Below are 19,568 nucleotides of genomic sequence, written 5' to 3' on the forward strand. Positions count from 1 at the left end.
CTGCCGGTGACAGTCCTCGGCCACCGGGTCAGTACCGCCGGGGACCGGGTCGCGGTAGTCGCGGTTCGACCGGATCCGCCGGGGACCGGTCGCGGCTCGACCGGATCCGCCGGGGACCGGTCGCAGCTCGACCGGATCCGCCGGGAACTCGCCGAGCCGCGGCCCGGGCCCGCTGAGACCCGGCCGAGCCGCGACCCGGTCCGCCGGGGACCCGGCCGAGCCGCGACCCGGTCCGCCGGAGACCCGGCCGAGCCGCGACCGGGTGATCTGTAGCACTCGCGAAGTCCCGAGTAGAGTGCGGCCGGGACAGCGATCGGACGGCGGGGGAACACCGATGAGGGCAGTCGCGGCAAACGGGGCGCACGCAGGGCGCATTCCGGCAAGAAGTAGCGGCCGCACCCGGCTCCTGCGGCTGCTGCTGGCCCTCGGCGCACTGACGGCCCTCTTCGCAACCGCCACCGCCACGGCCCGGGCAGCGGATGCCACGCCGACCCGGGCAGCGGACGCCACGCGGTCCCTGGCAGCGGACGCCCCCACCCCGGGCACCCAGGCCGCCTACCTCGCCGACCGCCTGCGCGAGAACCCGGTCTACGTCACCGACCAGCTCCCCCGCGAGCTCCCCCGGTCCACGGCCCCCGACTTCGCCCGGCTCGCGAAGCGGACGGGCGTCCCGACCTACGTCCTGGTCCTGCCTTCCCAGAGCAGCTTCGACGGCAGGCAGTTGCTCGGCGCCGTGCACGACCGGCTGGGCCGGGACGGACTGTACGTGCTGGTCGACGAGGGGGAGGTCGCGGAAGCCGCGGCCTACGGGGTGCGCGCACCGGCCGACGCCGCCTCGACCGTCTCGCTCTACGAACTCCCCTACGATGCGGGCCCGTTGCTCAGCTTCGAGCGTTTCGTCGACGTCATCGCCCTGGGCGGCGAGAAGGCCACCGCCCGTGCCGAGGAGGCGCGCACGAAGCACGGGAGCGACGAGCCCGCCGAGATGTACATCGGCCCGTCCGACCGCAACAACCAGTCGCTGCACACGGGGACGCTGCTGACCGGCGTCCCGCTGCTGATCATGCTGTCGGCCGGGTACGTGCGGCGCCGCCGCCGGCGTTCCGGGGCCGGACGGCGTCTGCCCCGGTGGGTGGTGCCCGGCACGGCCGCCCTCACGGCCGCCGCGATCGCCCTCACCGCCCCCGTCGTCTTCGACGAGACCAGGTCCAGCGCGGCACCGATCCCCTCCCCCGCCGACCTCTCCGCCCGTGTCGAACGGGTCGCGGCCGGCCTGAAGCAGGACCCCGTGTACGCGGACCCGGAGAGCCCGCGCGTCCTCGACGCCCGCCAACAGGACCGGCTGCACGAGCGGATCCGGGACTTCCGGCGTTCCGACGGCGGCGGCCCGGTGTACGTCTCCCTCGTGCCGCAGACGCCCGAGAGCGAGTCGGCCGGCGACGCGGACCTGTTCGCCGCGGCTGTGCACGCCAAGGTGGGCGTGGACGGGGTGTACGTGGTCGCCGATCCGGCCGACGGCACGATCGACGTCTACAACCACGGCCTGCGCCTGGACTCCAACCACCTCTTCCTGGACCTGCCGGACTCCGTCGCGTACGGCGACAGCAAGGCGGAGGAGGCCGACGACCACCTCATGGGCGAGCGCCTCGACGCGCTGATGACCTTCCTCGACGAGACCCCGCGCACGGACCGGCCCGGGTTCGAGTCCGCACCGGCCCCCGCTCCGAGGGCCGCCGAGGAGAACGCCCTCCCGCCCCTCTTCGCCACCGACTTCTGGCCCGGCCTGTTCGTGGGCGCCTTCCTGGCGCTCCTGCTGTCCGGGATCGCGGCCGGGCTGACATGGCTCGTCGGCCGGCTGCTCCGGCGGAGCCCCGCCTCGCACGAGTCGCCGACGCAGGCGCCGGCCACGGTGTCGGCGTCGGACCTGCGACGTACCGCGCATACCGAACTCACCTCCCTGACCCGGGAGTTCAACGACCAGGGCGAGCACGGGCGTGCCTGGGACTGTCTCGACGCGGCACTGCTCCTCGTCGACGGCGACCCCGGCCGCACCCGGGAACGGAGCGCGGACCCGGCGACCCTGGTCACCGTCATCGTGCTCGCGCGAGCGGGCCGCGCCGCGCTCGCCGGTGAGCCGACGGAGCGGTGCTGCGGCGTCAATCCCCTGCACGGGCCCGCCGTCGGCCGCCGTCACGTGCGCGTCTCCGGGGAACGCAACAACCGCCGCATGCTGCCCGTCTGCGAGCCTTGCCGCGACACTGCGATCGGTTATCCGGGCAGCATCCCGGACCGACTGCTGAAGCTGCCCGGCGCCGAGTCCGGCGGCAGCCGCCTGCCGTACTACGAGGCGACCGACGGCCCGCTGTCGGCCGTACCCGAGGGAATCGCCCGCGTCATCGACAAGGTGAGGGAGACCGCAGGTGTCCACTGACGTCAAGCGCGTGATCACCGCCCTCGCGGCGCTGCTGCTGACGGCCCTCGCCGGCACGCCCGCCCGGGCGGCGGACGGCGACGGGCCGAGCGCCGGGCAGCGCATCGCGAACGCCCTGCGCACCTCCCCCGTCTACGTCGACGAGTCCTACGCCGACGCCGTACCGCCCGCCCGGCAGCGGCAGTTGGCGGACCGGATCCGGCGGACGGGCCTGCCCATCAAGGTCGTGCTCCGGCCCTTCGCCAAGGGTGACGCGTTCGACGGCGACTCCGACGTCCTGGCGGGGACCGTCCGGGACCGGCTTCCGGAGCGGCGGGAGCTCATTCTCATCACGACGGACAGCGACTTTTCGGACTCCCTCAGGGGATACGAGTGGCCGTCCGACACCCACCAGACCCGTGACGCCGTGTCGGCCGCCGGCTTCATGGAGGAGACGCGGGATGCCGGGCTGGCCGATGTGACGGCCAAGGCGGTGGACCTGGTCGCGGAGGGCAAGGGCACGCAGCGGTACGAGGAGGCGACCTCGGACCTGGACGGCGACGGCTCCTCGCCCGCCAAGTCCGACTCCGGATCCGGCTCCGGCTCCGGCGAGTCCGGTTGGCTGCTGTGGTCCCTCGTCGCCGTACCGGCCCTGGCCCTGACCGTCCTAGCGACCCGGACCGTGCTCCGTTCCCGCGCGGCCACTACGGCCGTACCCCAGTTGGTGTTCGCGACGGCCCGCGCGGCCGACGAGGCGGAGCTGCGGCGCCGGGCGGAGGCGGAGGTCCTGGCCCTCGGCGAGACGACCCAGGCCGCCGACGTCTCCACGACACCCGGACTCCAGCACGCCCTCGACGCCTACGCCGCCGCCGGCACGGTCCTCGACGAGGCCCGGGGCCTGCCGGACCTGGCGGGCGTGCTGGCCCTGGCCCAGGAGGGCCGCGACGCCCTGTCCGGCTCCCCCGGCCTGCCCCTCTGCTTCTTCAACCCGCTGCACGGCCGTGCCGCCCGCCGCACCGGCTGGCGTCCCCTGGGCCGGCGCGAGCGGCTCGACGTGGCGGTGTGCGAGGAGTGCGCGGACGCGCTGCGCAGGCGCCGCGCGCCCGAGGTGCTGACCGACACGGCACGGGACGGCCGCACGGTCCCCTACTTCGAGCTGCCGGGCGGGCGAAGCGTGTGGGCCGCGACGGGGTACGGCTCACTGATGTCCCCCTTGGCCGGGTTCAACTCATCCCGCGCAAGGGCCCGTTGACACCGGACGTGCGGGGGTTCACGGTGCAGCCATGACCGCTGGCACCGCACCTCCAACCGACACGGACCTGGTCGAACGCGTGCGCGCGCTCGGGCCCCTCGTCCGCGAGCACGCCCTGCGCGCCGAGCGGGAGCGGCGGGTGACGCGGGAGGTCGTGGACGCCCTGACGGCCACCGGGATCCAGCGGATGAACGTGCCCCGGCGGTACGGCGGTTACCAGAGCTCCCTGCGCACCCAGGTCGACGCGCTGGCCGAGGTCTCCGCCGCGTGCGGTTCGGCCGGGTTCATGTCGCTGATCCAGGCGGGGTGCGCGTACGTCGCCGCGCTCTTCCCCGACGAGGCGCAGGACGAGATCTTCACCGGCCCCGACGTCCGGGTCGGCGGCACCCTGATCCCGGGCGCGACGGCGGTCCTGACGGACGACGGCGGCTACGTGGTGAACGGCACCTCCCCCTTCGCCACCGGATGCCGCGACGCCGACTGGCATCTGCTGACGGCCCGGGTCGAGGGCCGGCCGGACGCGGTGTGGACCGCCGTGCCCGTGGCCGAGCTGGAGATCCTCGACGACTGGCGGGTGACGGGTCTCGCGGGCAGCGGCAGCAACACCGTCGTCGCGCACGACGTCGTCGTACCGCCCCACCGGGTGCTGCCGGTCGGACCGCTGCTCGGCGGCTCGTTCGCGTCGAAGGCCAACGCCGACGACCCGTTCTACCGGGTGCCGGTCCTGCTGATGTTCTGCGCCTGGGCGACCCCGAACGCCCTCGGGCTCGCCCGTTCGGCACTGGCGGAGTTCCGCGAGCGGATCCACCGGCGGGGCATCACGTACACCTTCTACGAGCGGCAGAGCGAAGCGCCCGTCACACATCTTCAGGCGGCCGAGGCGGCGTTGAAGATCTCCTGCGCCGAGCATCTGACCGACGAGATCATCGCGTTGCTTCAGTCGCGGGCGGCGAGCGGGGAGCCGTACACGACCGAGGAACGGGCCGGAGTCCGGGCGCGGAGCGGCTACGTGGCGCGGCTGTGCCTGGAGGCCGCCGAGCTGATCGGCTCGGCCTCGGGCGCGTCCTCCCTGCACGAGGAGGTGCCGATCCAGCGGACCGTACGCGATCTGCGGGCGCTGAACCTGCACGCGTTCGTCCACCCGGCGACCAGTCTGGAGCTGTACGGCAGGGTGCTGGCGGGGCTGGACCCGGGGACGCCGTTCCTCTAGCCGCTCCTCTAGCCGCTCCTCTGGCCGCTCCCTCAGCCGCCCCGGGTGCTGGGTGGTGTGCGGTCCTCCCGCAGTGCGGTGAACAGGGCGCGGGCCCGCCGGTCGTCCCACTTCACCGCGCTGCCCTTGGAGGTGCGCAGGTTCGGGTCGGCCACGGGCACGTTCAGCTGCCGGCCCCCGCCCGAGGCGGCCTTGCGCAGAGCTTCGAAGAGCGACATGAGGTCGGGCAGCTCCGTGCCCTCGTCGACGATGAGCGTGTCGAGGCCGGCGCGCAGGGTCGGGAAGGACTTGGACGGGTCGGCGAGGGTCTGCGGGGTGACGGCCTTGCGGGCGAGGGCGGCGAGGAATCTCTGCTGGTTGCGGGTCCGGCCCAGGTCCCCCTCGGCCTCCTGCTTGCGCTGCCGTACGAAGGCCAGGGCCTCGGCGCCGTCGAGGGTCTGGCAACCGGCGGGCAGGTTCGCGCCGGAGTCCTCGTCCCGGACGGCCTTGTCCAGGCACAGGTCCACGCCGCCGACTGCGTCCACCACGCCCACGAAGCCGGCGAAGCCGATCTCCGCGTAGTGGTCGACGCGCACACCGGTGTTGCGTTCCACGGTCCGCACGAGCAGGTCGGGACCGCCCAGCGAGAACGCCGCGTTGAGTTTGTTCGGCGCGGCGCGGTAGCTCCTGCCGGTGTCGGGATCGACGTACGGCGGCAGCGTCACCCAGGAGTCGCGGGGCAGGCTCAGCATGGTGGTGCCGTTCGCGCCGGTGTGCAGCAGGATCACCGAGTCGGTGCGGCGGCCCTCGGCCGACCCGGTGTTCAGCTGCTTCCTGTCCCGCTGCGACAGTCCCTCGCGGCTGTCGGAGCCCACGACGAGGTAGTTGGTGCCCTCACCGCTCGGCACCCGGCCGCCGAGCGCGCCCAGGTCGACCTCCTGGTTGAGCCGGGTGTCGGCCCAGACGTACGTACCGGCACCGCCGAGCAGCAGCACGGACGACAGGACGGCCGTCGTACGCAGGAACCGGCGGCGCCGCGTGGGCCGCCGCCGGTTCCTGCTGCCCCCGCGGCCACCGTGCCCCTCGCCGCTGCCGTCGTAGCGGCCGGGCGCGGCGGGCGAGGGCATGCCGGGCAGGGGGGCGGTGCGGGTCGAGGGCGGGGGTACCCGGAAGGCCGGAGGCGGGACCCTTCCCAGGTCCTGCCCCGTGCGGTCGCCTCCCGCGGGGTCGGTCCAGTCGCTCATCGGCCCATTCCGCTGCTTCACCTCGAAGATCTGTGGGGGGCGTCGTGGGGTCATCGTGGGGTCAACGCATAGGCACACTCCTATACGGGACGGCCCCACCGATCTGTTCAGCGGCGGTCCCGGACCGCTGCATCCGCTGCCACCGCAGCCGGCTGCCGAGCAGCAGCGCGACCAGCGACTGGATGACGACGAGATACATCAACTGCCGGTAGACGACGATCTGGAACGGCATCGACCACAGGGCACCGACCGGCTCGCCGTCGAGTCTCAGCGCGTAGCCGGAGCAGACGATCTGCACCCCGAGGAACGCGAACCACACCGCGGCGGACTCCCACGGGTCCCGGAACAGCACCCCGTACAGGGCGTAGACGTCGATGACGGGCGCGAGCAGCGGCAGGGCGACCTGGAAGAGCGCGAGGTACGTCAGCCCGCGCCGCCCGAACCGCCCCGCGGGGCCCCTGCCGAGGAGAGCCCCCCGGTGCTTCCACATCGCCTGCAGTGTGCCGTAGCACCACCGGTACCGCTGCCGCCACAACTGCCTGATGCTGGTGGGCACTTCGGTCCAGGCCACGGCGGACTCCTCGTACAGCACCCGCCAGCCGGCCCGCCAGAGGGCCATCGTCAGGTCGGTGTCCTCGGCGAGGGTGTCCTCGCTGACCCCGCCGACCCCGATCACCGCGTCCCGGCGGAACGCCCCGATGGCACCCGGCACGGTCGGCATGCACTCCAGCACCTCGAACATGCGCCGGTCGAGGTTGAAGCCGAAGACGTACTCCAGGTGCTGCCAACGGGCCAGCAGGCTACGCCGGTTGCCGACCTTGGTGTTGCCGCTGACGGCGCCGACGGCCGGGTGCGCGAGCGGCTGCACGATCCGCTCGATGGCGTCGGGTTCGAAGACGGTGTCGGCGTCCACCATCACGACAATGTCGTAACGAGCATGGGCCAACCCGGTGTTGAGAGCGGCGGCCTTCCCGGAGTTGACCTGCCGCACCACCTCCACTCTCGCATCCCCCATGTTCTCGGCGATGTCGGCGGTCCGGTCGGTGGACCCGTCGTCGATGACGACGACCTGGAGCTCGCGGTGGGTGGAGTCGAGCAGCGACCGCAGGGTCGACCCGATCCCGGCCTCCTCGTTGTACGCCGGAACGAGCACGGTCACGGGTCCGGAGGTGTCCCGCATCCACGGCGCCCCGGTCGAGAACCGCTCCAGCCGGCGCACATGGGCCCGGGCGAACAACGCGAGCAGCATCAGCCGCAGCACACCCAGCCCACCGGCCACACCGAGGATCCAGATCATGGCGGTGGAGAAGACCTGCCCGAGGCTCGTGACCCAGATCAGCGCCTGCCCCAGCCAGCGCTCGGTGGGGGAAGGCGACGTGTACGGCACGAGTTCGAGCCCGTCGGACACGGTGGTGAACCGGTCGACGGTCCGGTTGTTCAGGAGCCTGCGCGCCTCCTGATACGCGCTCTCCGTCTGGCTGAGCTGCCGGACGATCCCCTGCGCCGGCTTCCGTGCTCCCTTGTCGGCGGCGACGAGCACGTACCCGTATCCGGTGGCCTTGCGCGCCGCCTGCCACTCCCGCCCGCAGAGGGTGTCCGGGCTGGTGGTACGGGGCATCCGCAGCAGATTCGTACGCTGCCCGGTGGTCCCGGCGAGGGCGCTCTGGGTCAACTCGAGCTCGGCCTGGAAGCGGGGCGCGGAGGACTCGCCCAGCACGGCCCCGGTGTACGTGTTGGACCCGATCTCATGCCCCTCGGCCCGGATCCGCCGGACGAGCTCCGGATGCCGGGCGGCCTGGGCCCCGTGCACGAAGAAGGTGGCCCGTGCGTCGTACCTGCGGAGCAGATCCAGCAGCCGCGGGGTCCACACGGGGTCGGGCCCGCCGTCGAAGGTGAGCGCGACGGTCCGGGCGGGCATCTCCGCGGTCCGGATCCCATCCCGGTTGATCCCGATCACGGGCCCACCCTTCGCGACGGCCTCCGGCACGGGCGAGGTACAGGGCGACCGCGCCTTCGCGGCGTCGACCTCGTGCTGGGTCCAGCCCTCGAAGATCAACAGGGCGAAGACGAGGGGGAGGGTGAGGGCGAGGAGCAGCCAGTGGGCCCGGGGGTCCCGGGACTGCTTGTGCCGGCCTTTGCTGCGGCGGGTGGGGGTGGATGGGGTGGCGGGGGTGTGGGGAGACTCGGCGGAGGTCAGGGGGCGTCACCGCCCCCGGCCACTTCTTCACGGCCTCCTCGTGAGGCGGTGCCTCTTCTCGACTTGCGGTACTTGGTGAGGCTGGGGGTGTGCATGGGGCGCGAGTGTAGTTTCGGAGGTGTGGCCGTAGGGGTGGAACGGTGAGCTTCACAGGGAGATCTGCGGTGCGGGCGAGGGAGCGCAGTAGCGAATCGGGCCCCGACCAGCCCCCGACAGGTGCGGCGTCCGACGCCGGATACGGCGGCACCCGGCACGGTCTCCCGTTTGGGCACGATCAGGACACAACCAGTCCCTTGAGAGCCCCTTACATCCTGAATTGCCCCTGTAATCACGCAAGTTCACTCTGGTGAAACCGGAAACCTCACCGGTAGCGTCAGCGCTCTAACTGAACTTCTGTCTCACGGGGAGTCACTGTGAAGCGCCGCCCATTGCCCGTTGCTGTCGCACTGACGGCGACGGCAGCACTGTTGTTGACGGCCTGCGGTAGCGGGGACGACAAGTCCGGCGGTAACGACAAGATCGCCGGCGCGGACTCTGCAGAGTCCACATCACCGACTCCGCCCAACGCATCCGAAGATGACGTGAAGCGCCCGAGCATGAAACTTCCCAAGGACGTCAAGGAAGCGTTCGAGGGCTGGACCACGGGAGACGCTACCAAGGACGCAGTCCTGGCAGACGCTGGACGAGCGCAATCAGCGGTGACCTATGCGGTCACGCAGGGCGAGCCGGAGTCCTCCGCCCTGAGCTTCTATCAGGCGGGCAGCGCCCTCGCAGCCAGCCAGGACTGGGTCAAGGGCATCGTGGACTCCGGATTGACCTACTACGGGTCGGTCCGCTATTACGCACCTGATATCAGCGTGTTCGACAAGAAGTCCGCGGGCGTCTCGTACTGCGCAGATGAAAGTAAGGCGTTCAACAAGAACCGTAAGACCAACAAGATCGACAGGACGCCCGCCTCCGACGACTCCTTCGTGCTGTACAGCACGCGTCTGGAGAAGAACAGCAACGGCGTGTGGCAGACGACGAAGCTTGAGTCGGAGCGGGGGAACAAGACGTGCCTGCGATAAGAGTTCAACGCCGATGGATCGTTGCCTCGACGACTGCCTGCGTCCTCGCTCTCACACCGGCCACTGCGTTCGCATGGGGCACGCCGGGCAAGTCCAACGGCCAGAAGGCCACCCCCAGCGGTGGTCGAGACGGAACCAGCCTCGTCTCCAAGATCACCTTCAGCGCTTCAACGGCCGGCAAGTCTGGTGGCGGCGCCGGCAGCCTGCAACCCGCGGGCAATTGGTCGCCGCCCGCCTGTTGGTACGAGCCCCGAAGCGCTGAGGAATTCGCGAAGTACGTCGAGGGACAGTACAACGAGACCGTCAACACGCCCGGCCAGCACAGCTACGCCAAGGCCTCGGTCGGCATGTTCCGCAACACCTACAAGGACGGCAAGTACAAGAACTACAACCTCGACAAGAAGGACGAGGGGAATTGGTGGGTGGCCGTCCGCGACGAGGACCGCTGGATGGAGCCAGCGGCCCAGGCGTGCGACCGGCAGCCCTTCTGGGCCGAGACAGGCGATGCTCCGCCCGTCGAAAACGCGGTAACCCCTCAGGTTCTTGCTGAACTCGCCTACAATCGCATCGAGTTGCCGACCACCGAGGTTTCCCTCGCGCCCGAGGCCGCCACCAAGGTCAATCTCCCGACGTGGGCCTGGCTCGACAAGGCCAAGTTCAAGGACGTTTCTGTCACAGCCCAGATCAACGCCGGAGGCCTGAATATCCAGGCCACCACCACTGCCAAGCCGGTCTCCCTCAAGCTGGAGCCCGGTACGCCAGACGCCGAGACCTTCCCCGCCTCCGGCGAGTGCACCATCAACGACGACGGCTCGATCGGCGAGCCCTACGCCAAGGGCAAGTCCGACCAGACCCCGCCGTGCGGCATCAGGTACCTCCGCTCCTCCGGCGACGGCACCTTCAAGCTCCAGGCCACTGTCACATGGGAGATCACCTGGACGGGCACGGGCAACCCCAATCCGACACAGCTCCCCAACGGCACCTTCGGGAACGACCAGGATGTCGCCGTCCAGGAGATCCAAGCCGTCAACAGGTGACGGGGCTGAGGGTTCGAACAGAAAGACTGGAAGGCTCGGCCGAACCCGAACACCGTAATTCACCAGGCTTTCATGGCAGTACGCATCAGGCTGGCCGCGCGGAAGTTCGCACTGGCGAAAGCAGGAGCATCACCTCAATACCGTCAGGTGCTCCTGCCTGACCTCTGCCTGGCGGGGCCCACAGGGAAGCGCCGCCGACAGGCGAACTCCGGCATGTTGGTACCGCGCTCACCGCGATGACGCGCTCCTGCTAGCTTCATTCCCTACCGCACACATGCGACGACAGTCGATCGCTGGGGGAGAGACCCGTGGCCCGTCGAGCTCTGACCACCACTGCCGCCGAACTCACCACCACAGCGGCCCTCCCGTTCACCGCCAGCGGAGGCGGCGACAAATCTTGGTGTGACAGCAAAGGGGGCCATACGGGGGCGAGCAGCCCATCTGCTTCGACTACCATCACACTTGCCGCATAGCTATGCGAATGGGTGTCCACTTTCACAGGGGAAGGCCCAGAGGGCTGCCGCTCTGGAGAGAGCGGAGAGGCGTTTTGCGGTGACTGTGCCCGTGGGTTGAGCCCAGCGGGAGCGTGTTGATCACGTAAGTGCAAACGGAGGAGCCCATGGGGGAGCACGACCGCCTGGTAGCCGACTACACACTTTTGGAGTCTTCGAAGACCAATCTGAAGGACATCAAAAGAGCCCTTAATAATATCGACAAACACCGAGAAGACATCCATGACATCTGGGGCCATGACAGCATCGCGGGCAAAATGGACCAGTTCGTCAGCAACTGGGACAACTATCGACGTGAACTTCTCGAAAACGTCGAGGACTTGGGCAAGCAGGTAGAGACCGCGCTCACGAGCTTCGAGAAGCTGGACCTCGATCTCAAGAACGCCAACAAGAAGAAGAACGGCAAAAACGGGGGAAACTGACCGATGGGTACGCGTAAGGGCAAGCGCCGACCGGTCGACTGGCATCCGCTGGCGGAGAAGGACCCGATCCCCGGCGATCCGGAGGACATCCGCGACGAGGTCCGCAGGATGAAGGATCTCGCCTCGACCCTCCGCGACCAGGCCGGCATCCTGCGCAAGGCCGCCGACGGCGATGTGTTGCAGGGCAAGTACGCCGACAAGATCCGCGAGAAGTCCGGCGACCTTGAGAAGCGCTTCCGTGAGACTGCGAGCCGCTACGAACGCGTGGTCGGCGACCTCGGCAGTTGGGCCAACGAACTGGAGGGCTTCCAGGAACGGGCCGACAGCGTCCTCCGAGCCGCGAAGCAGGCCGACGAAGAACACGCTGCCGAGGTGAAGAAAAAGGAGGCCGAGGACAAGAAGGACGGAAAGGACGGCGACAAGAAGACATCAGAGGAGTCCGACCCTGACAGCCATCTGGCGACGTATCACAAGCAGCTCAACCAGGTCGTCTCCGACCGCGACTCCCGCGCGAGGCATTACGCCGAGAACATCGGCCATGACATCTCTGACATCATCAAGGACAGCAAGTGGGAGAACTTCAAGGACTGGGTCCACACGCATGCGGACACGATCAAAACCGTTATTGAAATCCTAAGTTGGGCAGCGACCATCATCGGGGTTATCGCCCTCCTCTTCACGCCGGTCGGATGGCTGGCGACCCTCATCACGGTGACCACCCTCAGTCTCACGGCGCTCGTCGGCGTCGGGCACACCTTGCTGGCCCTCTCCGGTGACGGGAACTGGGCGGACGTCGCCATGGACGTCTTCGCGCTGGTGACGCTTGGGTTCGGCAGCGTCGCGATGAAGGGCGTGAAGGCCGCAGCGACAACGCTCAAGACCGCCAGTAGGGCCGGACGGTTCCAGCGGTACTCGAATCTGCGCAAGCTGCTCGACAAGAACATCATGCGATACGGCACCGACTCGGCCCGCGGCGCGAAAGCAGTACGCGCGAAGGATGCTCTGCGCCAGATCGGAGCGAAGGAAACCCGGCCCGGGACGACCCGACTGGACCGCCTGCTGAGCGGCGAGGGGGAAGTCGCCAGCGCGAGTAAGTTCGCCAAGGCGATGCGGGCCGAATTCGGCGGGAATCCTGAGGTGGTGAGGGCGGCCAACGCAATGGATAAGGCCGCATTGAAGTTCAAGCTGAACTACGGAGCTGCCACTACGGTGGACGTGGGTGACAAACTCGGAGAAAAGGGACCCTACGGGGACCAGTACGGCGATGCCAAGGATGTTCTGACGCGTGAAGTCGGGAGCCGCTGGTGACCACTCCGAAGTGCAAATTTACCGGCATCAATAAAACGTGGCAAAATTCAAAGCCAGAAATTTGAGGGAGTGGAGACAGTGGCAACAATTCCGGCGAAAAGCCCACAGGAATCGCGAGCCATGAAGTTCCTTGCTGCGTGCACACTGGTACCGATTCTCTGCTTCGCCTTCCAGGACCTCGGCAGCAAGTACGGCGGAATGGACTGGCTCACCTACGGTTACGCAGCATGGCCGTTGATGATCTCGCCTGTGCTGATGCTGGCCCTGTTTTTCAGGAACCGAGAACTCATCCGTAACCCACGGATGGGTTCCAACTTCTCCCAGACGATCAAGATCGTTGCTGCCATGTACCTGTTCTGGAACATCATCGGGGCTCTAGGCTACAGCTGGCTTGCCGTGATTTCGGTGCTCTCCTCCCTGACGATCCTGGTGGCCGACCGACAGCTCAAGAAGGCCCGCGCGTGAGCATGTCCGATACAGAGCAGCAGGCACCCCCCGTCGAGGTGACCGCACCCCGCGGCTACGAGCTCATCCTGCCACCCGGCTGGGTCCGCATCCCCCTGCGCGAGGGCACGAAGGAAGCACTCGAGAGCCTCCTCTTCTCACACATGGGGCAAGTCCCGGAGGGCATTCCCCGGGATGAGGCGATGCGCTTCCGTCTGGACATGCGGCGCCAGTTGGAGAAGCAGGCCCGTGCGGCCAGGAGAAATGGCGGCCTTGACCTCTACCTTCCGGCGCTCCCGCGCGGAGGGATCTTCCTCATGGCCTCTTTCATCGTCGCCGAGATGCCGATCGGCCAAGACCATGCGGTTCCTCCGCAGGCAGTGATCGCTCAACTGGCCAACGAGGATGTCCACGGCGGAGCGGCGACGAAGGTTGACGTGGCAGGGGCACCTGCACTCCGCCGCGCCTACCGCTCCACCCCTGACGCGGAGAAGCTGAACTCCGCCCCTGAAGCCGTACAGCAGGCCGCCCTGCCAACGCGGCGGGTCGAGTATGTGATCCCCGTGGCCGACGATCCCGGTCGGTGGATCAGCATCAACTTCTCCACACCGGGTGACGGCGATATCGACAGTGAATTTACCGGCGTGCTGGTCGAGTTGTTCGACGCGGTGGTCGGCACGTTCAAGTGGAGTTACTGAGTGAGCTGGCTCAACGTCAAGCACGCCATGGATCTGTCCCCTTGGATCCGCATCCCGCTCATGTGGCCGGAACCGGGTCTTGAGGACGTCGAGGAGGCGCAAACGCCTGAGGCGTGGGCACGCTACTTCGCCGAGGGCCTCTGGGAGGATTTCGCGTCGGAGAATCCGAAACCGGGCGAAGTCGACCTGCTGACCAACATCCTGTTGATGTACGCCATCAGGGCCCCTGCGGCCTTTCCGGACTTCGAGGTCTTCCTCCATCTGCCGCACCCGCGGGAGATCCCACTTCCTGCGTATGTCGACTTGGTGGAGATCGAGGCGGGCGAAGAGCGGAAGACGGCACTGCGCGGTCTGACCCACGCCGATGCCAGCTACACCGTCGAGCCTCCCATCGTCGAGGACTTTGACTCCCCGCATCTGGGAGCCGGCTTGCGGGTGCTGCGCTACTACCAGGACGAGGACAGCAACGAGGTGCACGTCGGCCTCCGTTACGCCTGGCGCTACGAGAAGGGCACGGAAGCTGCGGACGTCCTGATCATCTTGGCCGATCCCGACGCCGGCCGTATCCTCCGAGCTCTCGACGATGTCGACGAATTCGCCCGCACCATCCGCATCAGCCCGGATGAGGAAGTGGATACCTGGAAGTCCTCGTGATCCCGGTCGTCGGTGCGACTACGCGGCCCTCCTCGCTCTCGGCCACCGCTGGCGCACTCGTCTTGGCCCCTTACGGCCCGACCCCGTCGGCCTGGCCGTGGCGGCGCTGCCGGCCTTGGTGATCCTGGCGCTGGGGGCTGCCCGAGGTCGCACTCGCACGCCATCTCAGGGAGCCGAACTATCCGCCGCCCGCTCCCTCGCTGTCGGCTCCTCCGAGGCAGCGGTCATACACCGGAGTGACTGGCATCAACTCTGCAACCCAGCTTTGACACCAATCCCGGGGATCCAGGCCGCACCAAACCGTTCAGGAGAAGGAAACACGGCCCGACGCCGCGGCACACAGACCGCACGTACCAACGGCGTCAGCCCTCGCGCCCAACCGCCTCACACAACCCACCGCAGCGACCCCGCAATGGCATCGCACAACTGCTCCATGGGGCCCGGCATCCCGGTCAGCTGAGCCGAGAAGGAGAGCGTCAACCAGCCCACCCCACCCGGCATCAGGACATGGAAATTCAGCGTCGTGGAGCCAAGAAGGCGCACCGCAACGCCTGCGGGCAGCTCCACCACCGACACCTGCCGCCGCCCCGGGCCGTCAGGCTCCCGGAGCTCGAGCAACGCCGCGTATTCCTCCGGATCGGCGGGGGTGTTGCCCAACGGCATCAGGGACACGAGGAGTGAGGCCGGGAGGCCGCCGTTCTGGGAGGTGGTCAGGAGGAAGAGCTCCATGGCACCGCGCGCACGGCCGGCTTCCGTGGTGTTGCGCAGTGTGGCCCACACCTTCTGTGTGAGCTCCGCGGGGACGTTCCGGCCCTCTGCCTGCCGGTCCACGAAGGTCTTGAGTTGGGCGCGCCAGCGGGCCTGCATGAGGTCGATGCGGAACCATTCCCGCGGGACCAGCAGCTTGTAGTCCCGCGGAACAGCCTCCCGCGATGAGGCTTCCGCCTGTGGTGACTCATTCACCCCGGCATCACCAAGGGAGCTCCGTGCGGGTCGAAGAAGCGGACGCTCTTGACGACTCCCGCGAACATGGCGGAGAAGACGTCCCACCCTTCGATCGTCGGTGTGCCCATCTCCAGCAGCAGAACGGTCCCGTTGGTCAGCGGGATCTGGACCTGTATGAAGGACGTCCAGATCGGCTCGTCCCGGCCCGACTGCGTCAGGCTGCCGTCGATGCGGGAAGACCTGTTGCCGACGCAGGTCACTGCGGGGCCGCAGGGCAGCTGCACTTCGCCGACCTGACCGAGTTCCAGGTGCCGCATCGTGGTCGCGATGAAGCCCGCCGGGTCCTTGCCCGCCCGTTCGTCCAGATCCATGAGGCTGACGTTCACCGTGGCCGTGCAGCGGACGTCGTCGACCTCCGTCGTGACGAAGCCGGCGTACTGGACACCCGCCTCGATGAACTCGTCGTAGTTCGCGGCGCACATGGCAGCCCACTCGAGCTGGACTTCCTCATCGGCACGCGGCAGCGTCCGCTTGGCCAACTCGACGAGCTTGTCGGCGAGTTCGTCCAGGTCGTCTGCCTCGAAGGGCAGCTCGAAGAAACCTTCCGGCATGATCCAGCGAACCTCTACGCCGTCGCTTCCCGTAAGACCGCGCTGGGCTTCGCCGACGGTGTCAGTGGTCATCTGAACCTTCACTCTCGGACACATGACGCTGTTCGTCGTCGTCCACCTCGGGGCGGAATGTCGCAGCGAAGGGGTAGGGGCCGTAGTGCGGGTAGTGAGCCGGGATGTCGGCACCGCCCCTTCGCGCGATGTGTGCGATCTCCCGGTAGCTTCGCGCCCGCGCTCGCAGGTTCTGCCGGACCGGATCCCCCCAGTGCGACCGGGCACTTCGCACGAAGAAGAAGAGCTGCGTCACCAGGACGACGGCGGCGACCGCCAGATAGGCCGTGCGCGCAGCGGGGCTCTCCCAGTACAGCGCCACACCGCCCCAGTAGAGCACCGCGCCGAAGCCCACGAGCGCCAAGGGCACTCCGTGCGCGAAGCCGGCCCTGAACATGTCCTGCTCGTCATCGTGACGCCGGCGCAGCAGCGACAGCACGGCCCGGTCGTCCAGGAAGTCGAACCGCAGCTTCCGTCGAGCCTCCTCCGCGGCCCGGTTCGCCTCGGGGACAGCGGCGATCACCGAACCGCTGACCAAGGTGACGACATCACCGCCCCGGCGGCCGATGAACTCCCACTGGCCGAGCTCTTGCTCGTCGTCCATGATGTGCACCTTCCTTGAACAGGCCGTCGATGGGCTACGCCGCCAGGGCCGCGTTGAACGACGTGGGCGAGACACTCGGGGCAGGCCCCGGTGAGGGCGACGGTGACGGTGACGGAGCGGGCTTGGTGGCCTCTGCCGGCTCCTGGTATCCGGTCTTTTCGCCGTTCTCGCCGCTCAGCATCCTGTGCAAGGCGCTCCCGAGGCCCGCGCCCTTGATCAGACCCGTGACCTTCCTGCCGTCCACGAGTTCCTTGCGCGCCACCCGGCCCAGGATCTTGTTGGCCACGGTGACGCCGACCCCGTTCAAAAAGGCGTGGCCGATGCCGTCCATTGCGGCCATGCCCCGGAACGACCCGAAGGTCTTCAGACTTCCGAACGCCTTGACCTTCGCCAGTCCCTTGAGACCGGTGAGGGCCCTGAACCCCTTCAGTGCCCCCATCCCGGGCAGGATTCCCAGCGCGTCGGTGCCCAGCTTCAGCCAGTCGACCTTCCCCCCGCGTACGGCCATGTCGTACGCATGGCCCGCGAGTGCGGCGGCGCTGGACAGTACGGCGAGGGTCGCGAAAATGGGAGTCAGGAACTGCAACGGTGGAACAAACGCGCAGATCACCGCGAGCACGGACAGGACGGCGGAGATGTTCGACAGCATGTCCGCCCAGTCCGCCAGGAAGTTCATGAAGCCGCCGGGATCCCTGACGGCGTCATGGTGCACGACGTTCTTGATGTGACGAGCGGCCTTGTCCCCGGCATCGTCGTAGATCTCCCGGGCGTCCTTCACCGCCTTCCGCGCGTCGCCGATACGGTGCATGGCCTCAGTGCGCTTCTTGACCCAGCGCTCGTACTCGTCCTTCTCCGCAGCGGGAATGGGCTGCGCGGGATACTTGTCGGTGATCTTCTTCACCTCGCGATCCGCGAGGTCATGGTCGCGTTCAGCCTCGCGGTAGTCGCTCAGCGCCTTGTCCGCCTTCCGCTGCGCGCGGCGCATTTCGCTGGCGAACTTGTCCGAGCTCCCCTCGCGCACATCCTCCCCGACGGCTTTGGCTGCTTCGTCGTAGCGCTCGAAGGACTTCTTCAGCTTGTCCGCCGTACCGCCGGCCAGCTCGTGGAAGCCCTTACCGGCCTCACTGTCCCAGCCCTCGACGGACGCGAGCTCCTTGATGACCCTCGACTGCTCGTCGATCATGTCGGCCATCTTGCGCAACTTACGGCCCAGCTCGGCGACTTCCTCCGGGTCGCCCGGCGTCGGGTCGTCGTTCCACAGAGGCGGCCAGTCGGCGTCCGTCCTGCTCACTTCTTCCCCTTGCTGTTCGCCTTGGCGTCCCGGATGGCCTGTGCCAGCTTCTTGTCGACCTCGTCGTACGCCTTGGCGGCGGACGAGGTGAACTCGGCCAGTTGCTCAAGCTCCTTCATCAGTTTCTTCCGCGTCTTCTTCCAGGTGTCGCCGAACTCGGAGAAGGCATCCTTGAGTCCGCCGTGCCCCACAGCCTGGCCGTACTCGTCGGCGGGATTGCCGTTGCGCTCGAATTCACCGTGAATCTTTCCCAGATCCCGTGAACATTGTTTGATGGCGGCAAGATCCGCCTTTATGTGGTCCCCCATGATTTATGCCTTTCTATGAACGTTCTCGGTGGATCCGGCGAGCGCGGCCAGGGATACGGACGCCGTCACTCCTCATGGCCTGCCGTACGAGATACGCTCACGGCGTACCGATCCCGTTTCCGCACCGGCAAGGAGATTCTTGACGTGACACGTAGGGGCAAGCAGCGCTTGTTGGCGGATCGCCTCGGCGTGCACGCCGAGGCTGCGGAATGGTGCACGCTCGACAAGATCCCGCAGCCGCCCGTGGAGGTGCTCCAGGCTGCCGGCCACCCTCGGTTCCGTCCTGCCAGGCTGCGCCCGCTGGGCATGGTGGGTGCGGTGCTCGCCGTGCCGTTCATGCCCGTCCTCATGCTGCTGACCCTGCTGTCCAACGGGGAAGAGGCCGTCAAGCGGTCCCTTGCCACGAAGGACGAGAAGGAACGGCTCCGAGTGCAGGACGAGGACGACAAGCGCCGAGACGCCCTCATCGCTCAGCACGGGCTCGACCGGGTCTTCGACGGGAACTGGGAAGGCGACGCAGGGCAGTTCCTGCTGCGTTGGTACAGCCACTCCACCCACCACCAGCGCATGCTGCTCGCGACCCAGGACGGGATCGTCCTCGCGGCTCCACCGCAGCGCGTGACCGTGGGCCGGGAGAAGCACATGCAGGTCGTCGCCCGCATTCCCGCCTCCGAAGCAACCCTCGTCGACCCCTTCTCCGGCGAGTTCGAGACGAGGATGCTGCTCATACGTTTCCGTGACGGTTCCTGGCTGCGGGTCGACACGGAGGAGCCCCGTAGCGATCTCCACACCTACCTGCTCCGGCAGCCTCTCCCCGACAACTGACGCACCCCCGCTGACCGGGCGTCCGGTGCCGGCAGCGTACGCCGCCGACACCGGACAGGCATCTCGCCCTTACTTGCGAGCCTGCTTCGCCAGCTCGTCATCGATCTGCTCGAACTTGTCCGCAGCCATGGTGAGGTAGTCCCCCATGCCGTCCAGACCGTCGAGCGTGTCCTTCGTGCCGCGCACGAACTCGTCGAAGTTCTCGTCGAACGCCTTCGACGAGCTCTTCGTGACGTAGCCGCCCTGCACGAGGTTGTTGATGTACTTGCGGAGGCCCTCCAGCTTCTCCTGGAGCTTCTCCTTCTCCTTCACGACATGCTTGGCAGCATCCCGCATGTCCTGATATGTGACATCAAGGTCCTTGGCCATGAAGCCGCTCCCTCTCACAACGCCGCAGGGCCAACCCCCGTGGCTCCCTGTTTGCGGACTCACCGGCCTCCAGGCCGAGTTACCGGTCGCGTGGCAACCGGTGTGATCGTCCGCTCTTGCGGTTGCAGCT

General features: G+C 68.1%; 19 protein-coding genes. 11 read left to right on the forward strand and 8 right to left on the reverse strand.

What is annotated here, in order from left to right; all coding sequences use genetic code 11:
• The first annotated feature begins 334 nt into the window (after window positions 1-334).
• Genes ABEA82_RS09310 through ABEA82_RS09320 form a run of 3 tightly spaced genes read left to right on the forward strand, consistent with a single transcriptional unit; the run spans window position 335 to window position 4,872 of the window.
• Window positions 335-2,431, forward strand: a complete 2,097-nt coding sequence (locus ABEA82_RS09310) for a hypothetical protein (RefSeq protein WP_345660873.1) — start codon at window positions 335-337, stop codon at window positions 2,429-2,431.
• Window positions 2,421-3,662, forward strand: coding sequence for a hypothetical protein (locus ABEA82_RS09315; protein WP_345660874.1), 1,242 nt, complete (start codon window positions 2,421-2,423; stop codon window positions 3,660-3,662). Before ABEA82_RS09310 ends, ABEA82_RS09315 begins: the two co-directional genes overlap by 11 nt.
• A gap of 31 nt (window positions 3,663-3,693) precedes the next feature.
• On the forward strand, window positions 3,694-4,872 hold the full coding sequence (locus ABEA82_RS09320) for an acyl-CoA dehydrogenase family protein (RefSeq protein WP_345660875.1): 1,179 nt from the start codon (window positions 3,694-3,696) through the stop codon (window positions 4,870-4,872).
• Between the two features lie 32 nt (window positions 4,873-4,904).
• Here ABEA82_RS09320 and ABEA82_RS09325 read toward each other — a convergent pair whose 3' ends face one another.
• Both ABEA82_RS09325 and ABEA82_RS09330 read right to left on the reverse strand, forming a co-directional pair.
• On the reverse strand, window positions 4,905-6,095 hold the full coding sequence (locus tag ABEA82_RS09325; RefSeq protein WP_345660876.1) for an LCP family protein: 1,191 nt from the start codon (window positions 6,093-6,095) through the stop codon (window positions 4,905-4,907).
• Between the two features lie 61 nt (window positions 6,096-6,156).
• Complete coding sequence (locus ABEA82_RS09330; protein WP_345661014.1) at window positions 6,157-8,082, reverse strand: bifunctional polysaccharide deacetylase/glycosyltransferase family 2 protein; 1,926 nt, start codon at window positions 8,080-8,082, stop codon at window positions 6,157-6,159.
• A 623-nt stretch (window positions 8,083-8,705) separates the two neighbouring features.
• On the opposite strand from ABEA82_RS09330, the gene ABEA82_RS09335 reads away from it, so the two are divergent.
• The 7 genes from ABEA82_RS09335 to ABEA82_RS09365 all read left to right on the forward strand — a co-directional run bounded on the left by ABEA82_RS09335 (window position 8,706) and on the right by ABEA82_RS09365 (window position 14,434).
• Complete coding sequence (locus ABEA82_RS09335; RefSeq protein ID WP_345660877.1) at window positions 8,706-9,359, forward strand: hypothetical protein; 654 nt, start codon at window positions 8,706-8,708, stop codon at window positions 9,357-9,359.
• A complete protein-coding gene (locus ABEA82_RS09340; protein ID WP_345660878.1) occupies window positions 9,347-10,396 on the forward strand; it encodes a hypothetical protein in 1,050 nt (349 codons plus the stop codon). Before ABEA82_RS09335 ends, ABEA82_RS09340 begins: the two co-directional genes overlap by 13 nt.
• A gap of 619 nt (window positions 10,397-11,015) precedes the next feature.
• Complete coding sequence (locus ABEA82_RS09345; RefSeq protein ID WP_345660879.1) at window positions 11,016-11,330, forward strand: hypothetical protein; 315 nt, start codon at window positions 11,016-11,018, stop codon at window positions 11,328-11,330.
• Window positions 11,331-11,333: 3 nt separating this feature from the next.
• Window positions 11,334-12,638 (forward strand): putative T7SS-secreted protein, encoded by a 1,305-nt coding sequence (locus ABEA82_RS09350; RefSeq protein WP_345660880.1) that lies wholly within the window; start codon window positions 11,334-11,336, stop codon window positions 12,636-12,638.
• A 78-nt stretch (window positions 12,639-12,716) separates the two neighbouring features.
• Window positions 12,717-13,103, forward strand: a complete 387-nt coding sequence (locus ABEA82_RS09355; protein ID WP_345660881.1) for a hypothetical protein — start codon at window positions 12,717-12,719, stop codon at window positions 13,101-13,103.
• The gene (locus tag ABEA82_RS09360; RefSeq protein ID WP_345660882.1) at window positions 13,100-13,780 is read left to right on the forward strand and encodes a hypothetical protein; all 681 of its coding nucleotides are present in this window, start codon (window positions 13,100-13,102) and stop codon (window positions 13,778-13,780) included. The genes ABEA82_RS09355 and ABEA82_RS09360 overlap by 4 nt, the downstream gene beginning before the upstream one ends.
• The gene (locus tag ABEA82_RS09365; RefSeq protein ID WP_345660883.1) at window positions 13,781-14,434 is read left to right on the forward strand and encodes a hypothetical protein; all 654 of its coding nucleotides are present in this window, start codon (window positions 13,781-13,783) and stop codon (window positions 14,432-14,434) included.
• Window positions 14,435-14,818: 384 nt separating this feature from the next.
• Here the strand turns inward: ABEA82_RS09365 and ABEA82_RS09370 are convergent, their stop codons facing one another.
• The 5 genes from ABEA82_RS09370 to ABEA82_RS09390 all read right to left on the reverse strand — a co-directional run bounded on the left by ABEA82_RS09370 (window position 14,819) and on the right by ABEA82_RS09390 (window position 18,244).
• Window positions 14,819-15,301: a hypothetical protein gene (locus ABEA82_RS09370; RefSeq protein ID WP_345660884.1), complete on the reverse strand. Its 483-nt coding sequence runs from the start codon at window positions 15,299-15,301 to the stop codon at window positions 14,819-14,821.
• Window positions 15,302-15,393: 92 nt separating this feature from the next.
• Window positions 15,394-16,062 (reverse strand): hypothetical protein, encoded by a 669-nt coding sequence (locus tag ABEA82_RS09375; protein WP_345660885.1) that lies wholly within the window; start codon window positions 16,060-16,062, stop codon window positions 15,394-15,396.
• Entirely contained in the window at window positions 16,052-16,645 is a 594-nt protein-coding gene (locus tag ABEA82_RS09380; RefSeq protein ID WP_345660886.1) for a hypothetical protein, read from the reverse strand. Before ABEA82_RS09380 ends, ABEA82_RS09375 begins: the two co-directional genes overlap by 11 nt.
• A gap of 34 nt (window positions 16,646-16,679) precedes the next feature.
• Window positions 16,680-17,936: a putative T7SS-secreted protein gene (locus tag ABEA82_RS09385; protein ID WP_345660887.1), complete on the reverse strand. Its 1,257-nt coding sequence runs from the start codon at window positions 17,934-17,936 to the stop codon at window positions 16,680-16,682.
• Window positions 17,933-18,244: a WXG100 family type VII secretion target gene (locus ABEA82_RS09390; protein ID WP_345660888.1), complete on the reverse strand. Its 312-nt coding sequence runs from the start codon at window positions 18,242-18,244 to the stop codon at window positions 17,933-17,935. Before ABEA82_RS09390 ends, ABEA82_RS09385 begins: the two co-directional genes overlap by 4 nt.
• A gap of 144 nt (window positions 18,245-18,388) precedes the next feature.
• Between ABEA82_RS09390 and ABEA82_RS09395 the strand changes: the two genes are divergently transcribed.
• Entirely contained in the window at window positions 18,389-19,069 is a 681-nt protein-coding gene (locus tag ABEA82_RS09395; protein WP_345660889.1) for a hypothetical protein, read from the forward strand.
• Between the two features lie 69 nt (window positions 19,070-19,138).
• Here ABEA82_RS09395 and ABEA82_RS09400 read toward each other — a convergent pair whose 3' ends face one another.
• Window positions 19,139-19,438, reverse strand: a complete 300-nt coding sequence (locus tag ABEA82_RS09400; protein ID WP_345660890.1) for a WXG100 family type VII secretion target — start codon at window positions 19,436-19,438, stop codon at window positions 19,139-19,141.
• Window positions 19,439-19,568 lie beyond the last annotated feature (130 nt).

The organism is Streptomyces venetus, assembly GCF_039540295.1.
GTDB classification, from domain to species: Bacteria; Actinomycetota; Actinomycetes; order Streptomycetales; family Streptomycetaceae; genus Streptomyces; species Streptomyces venetus.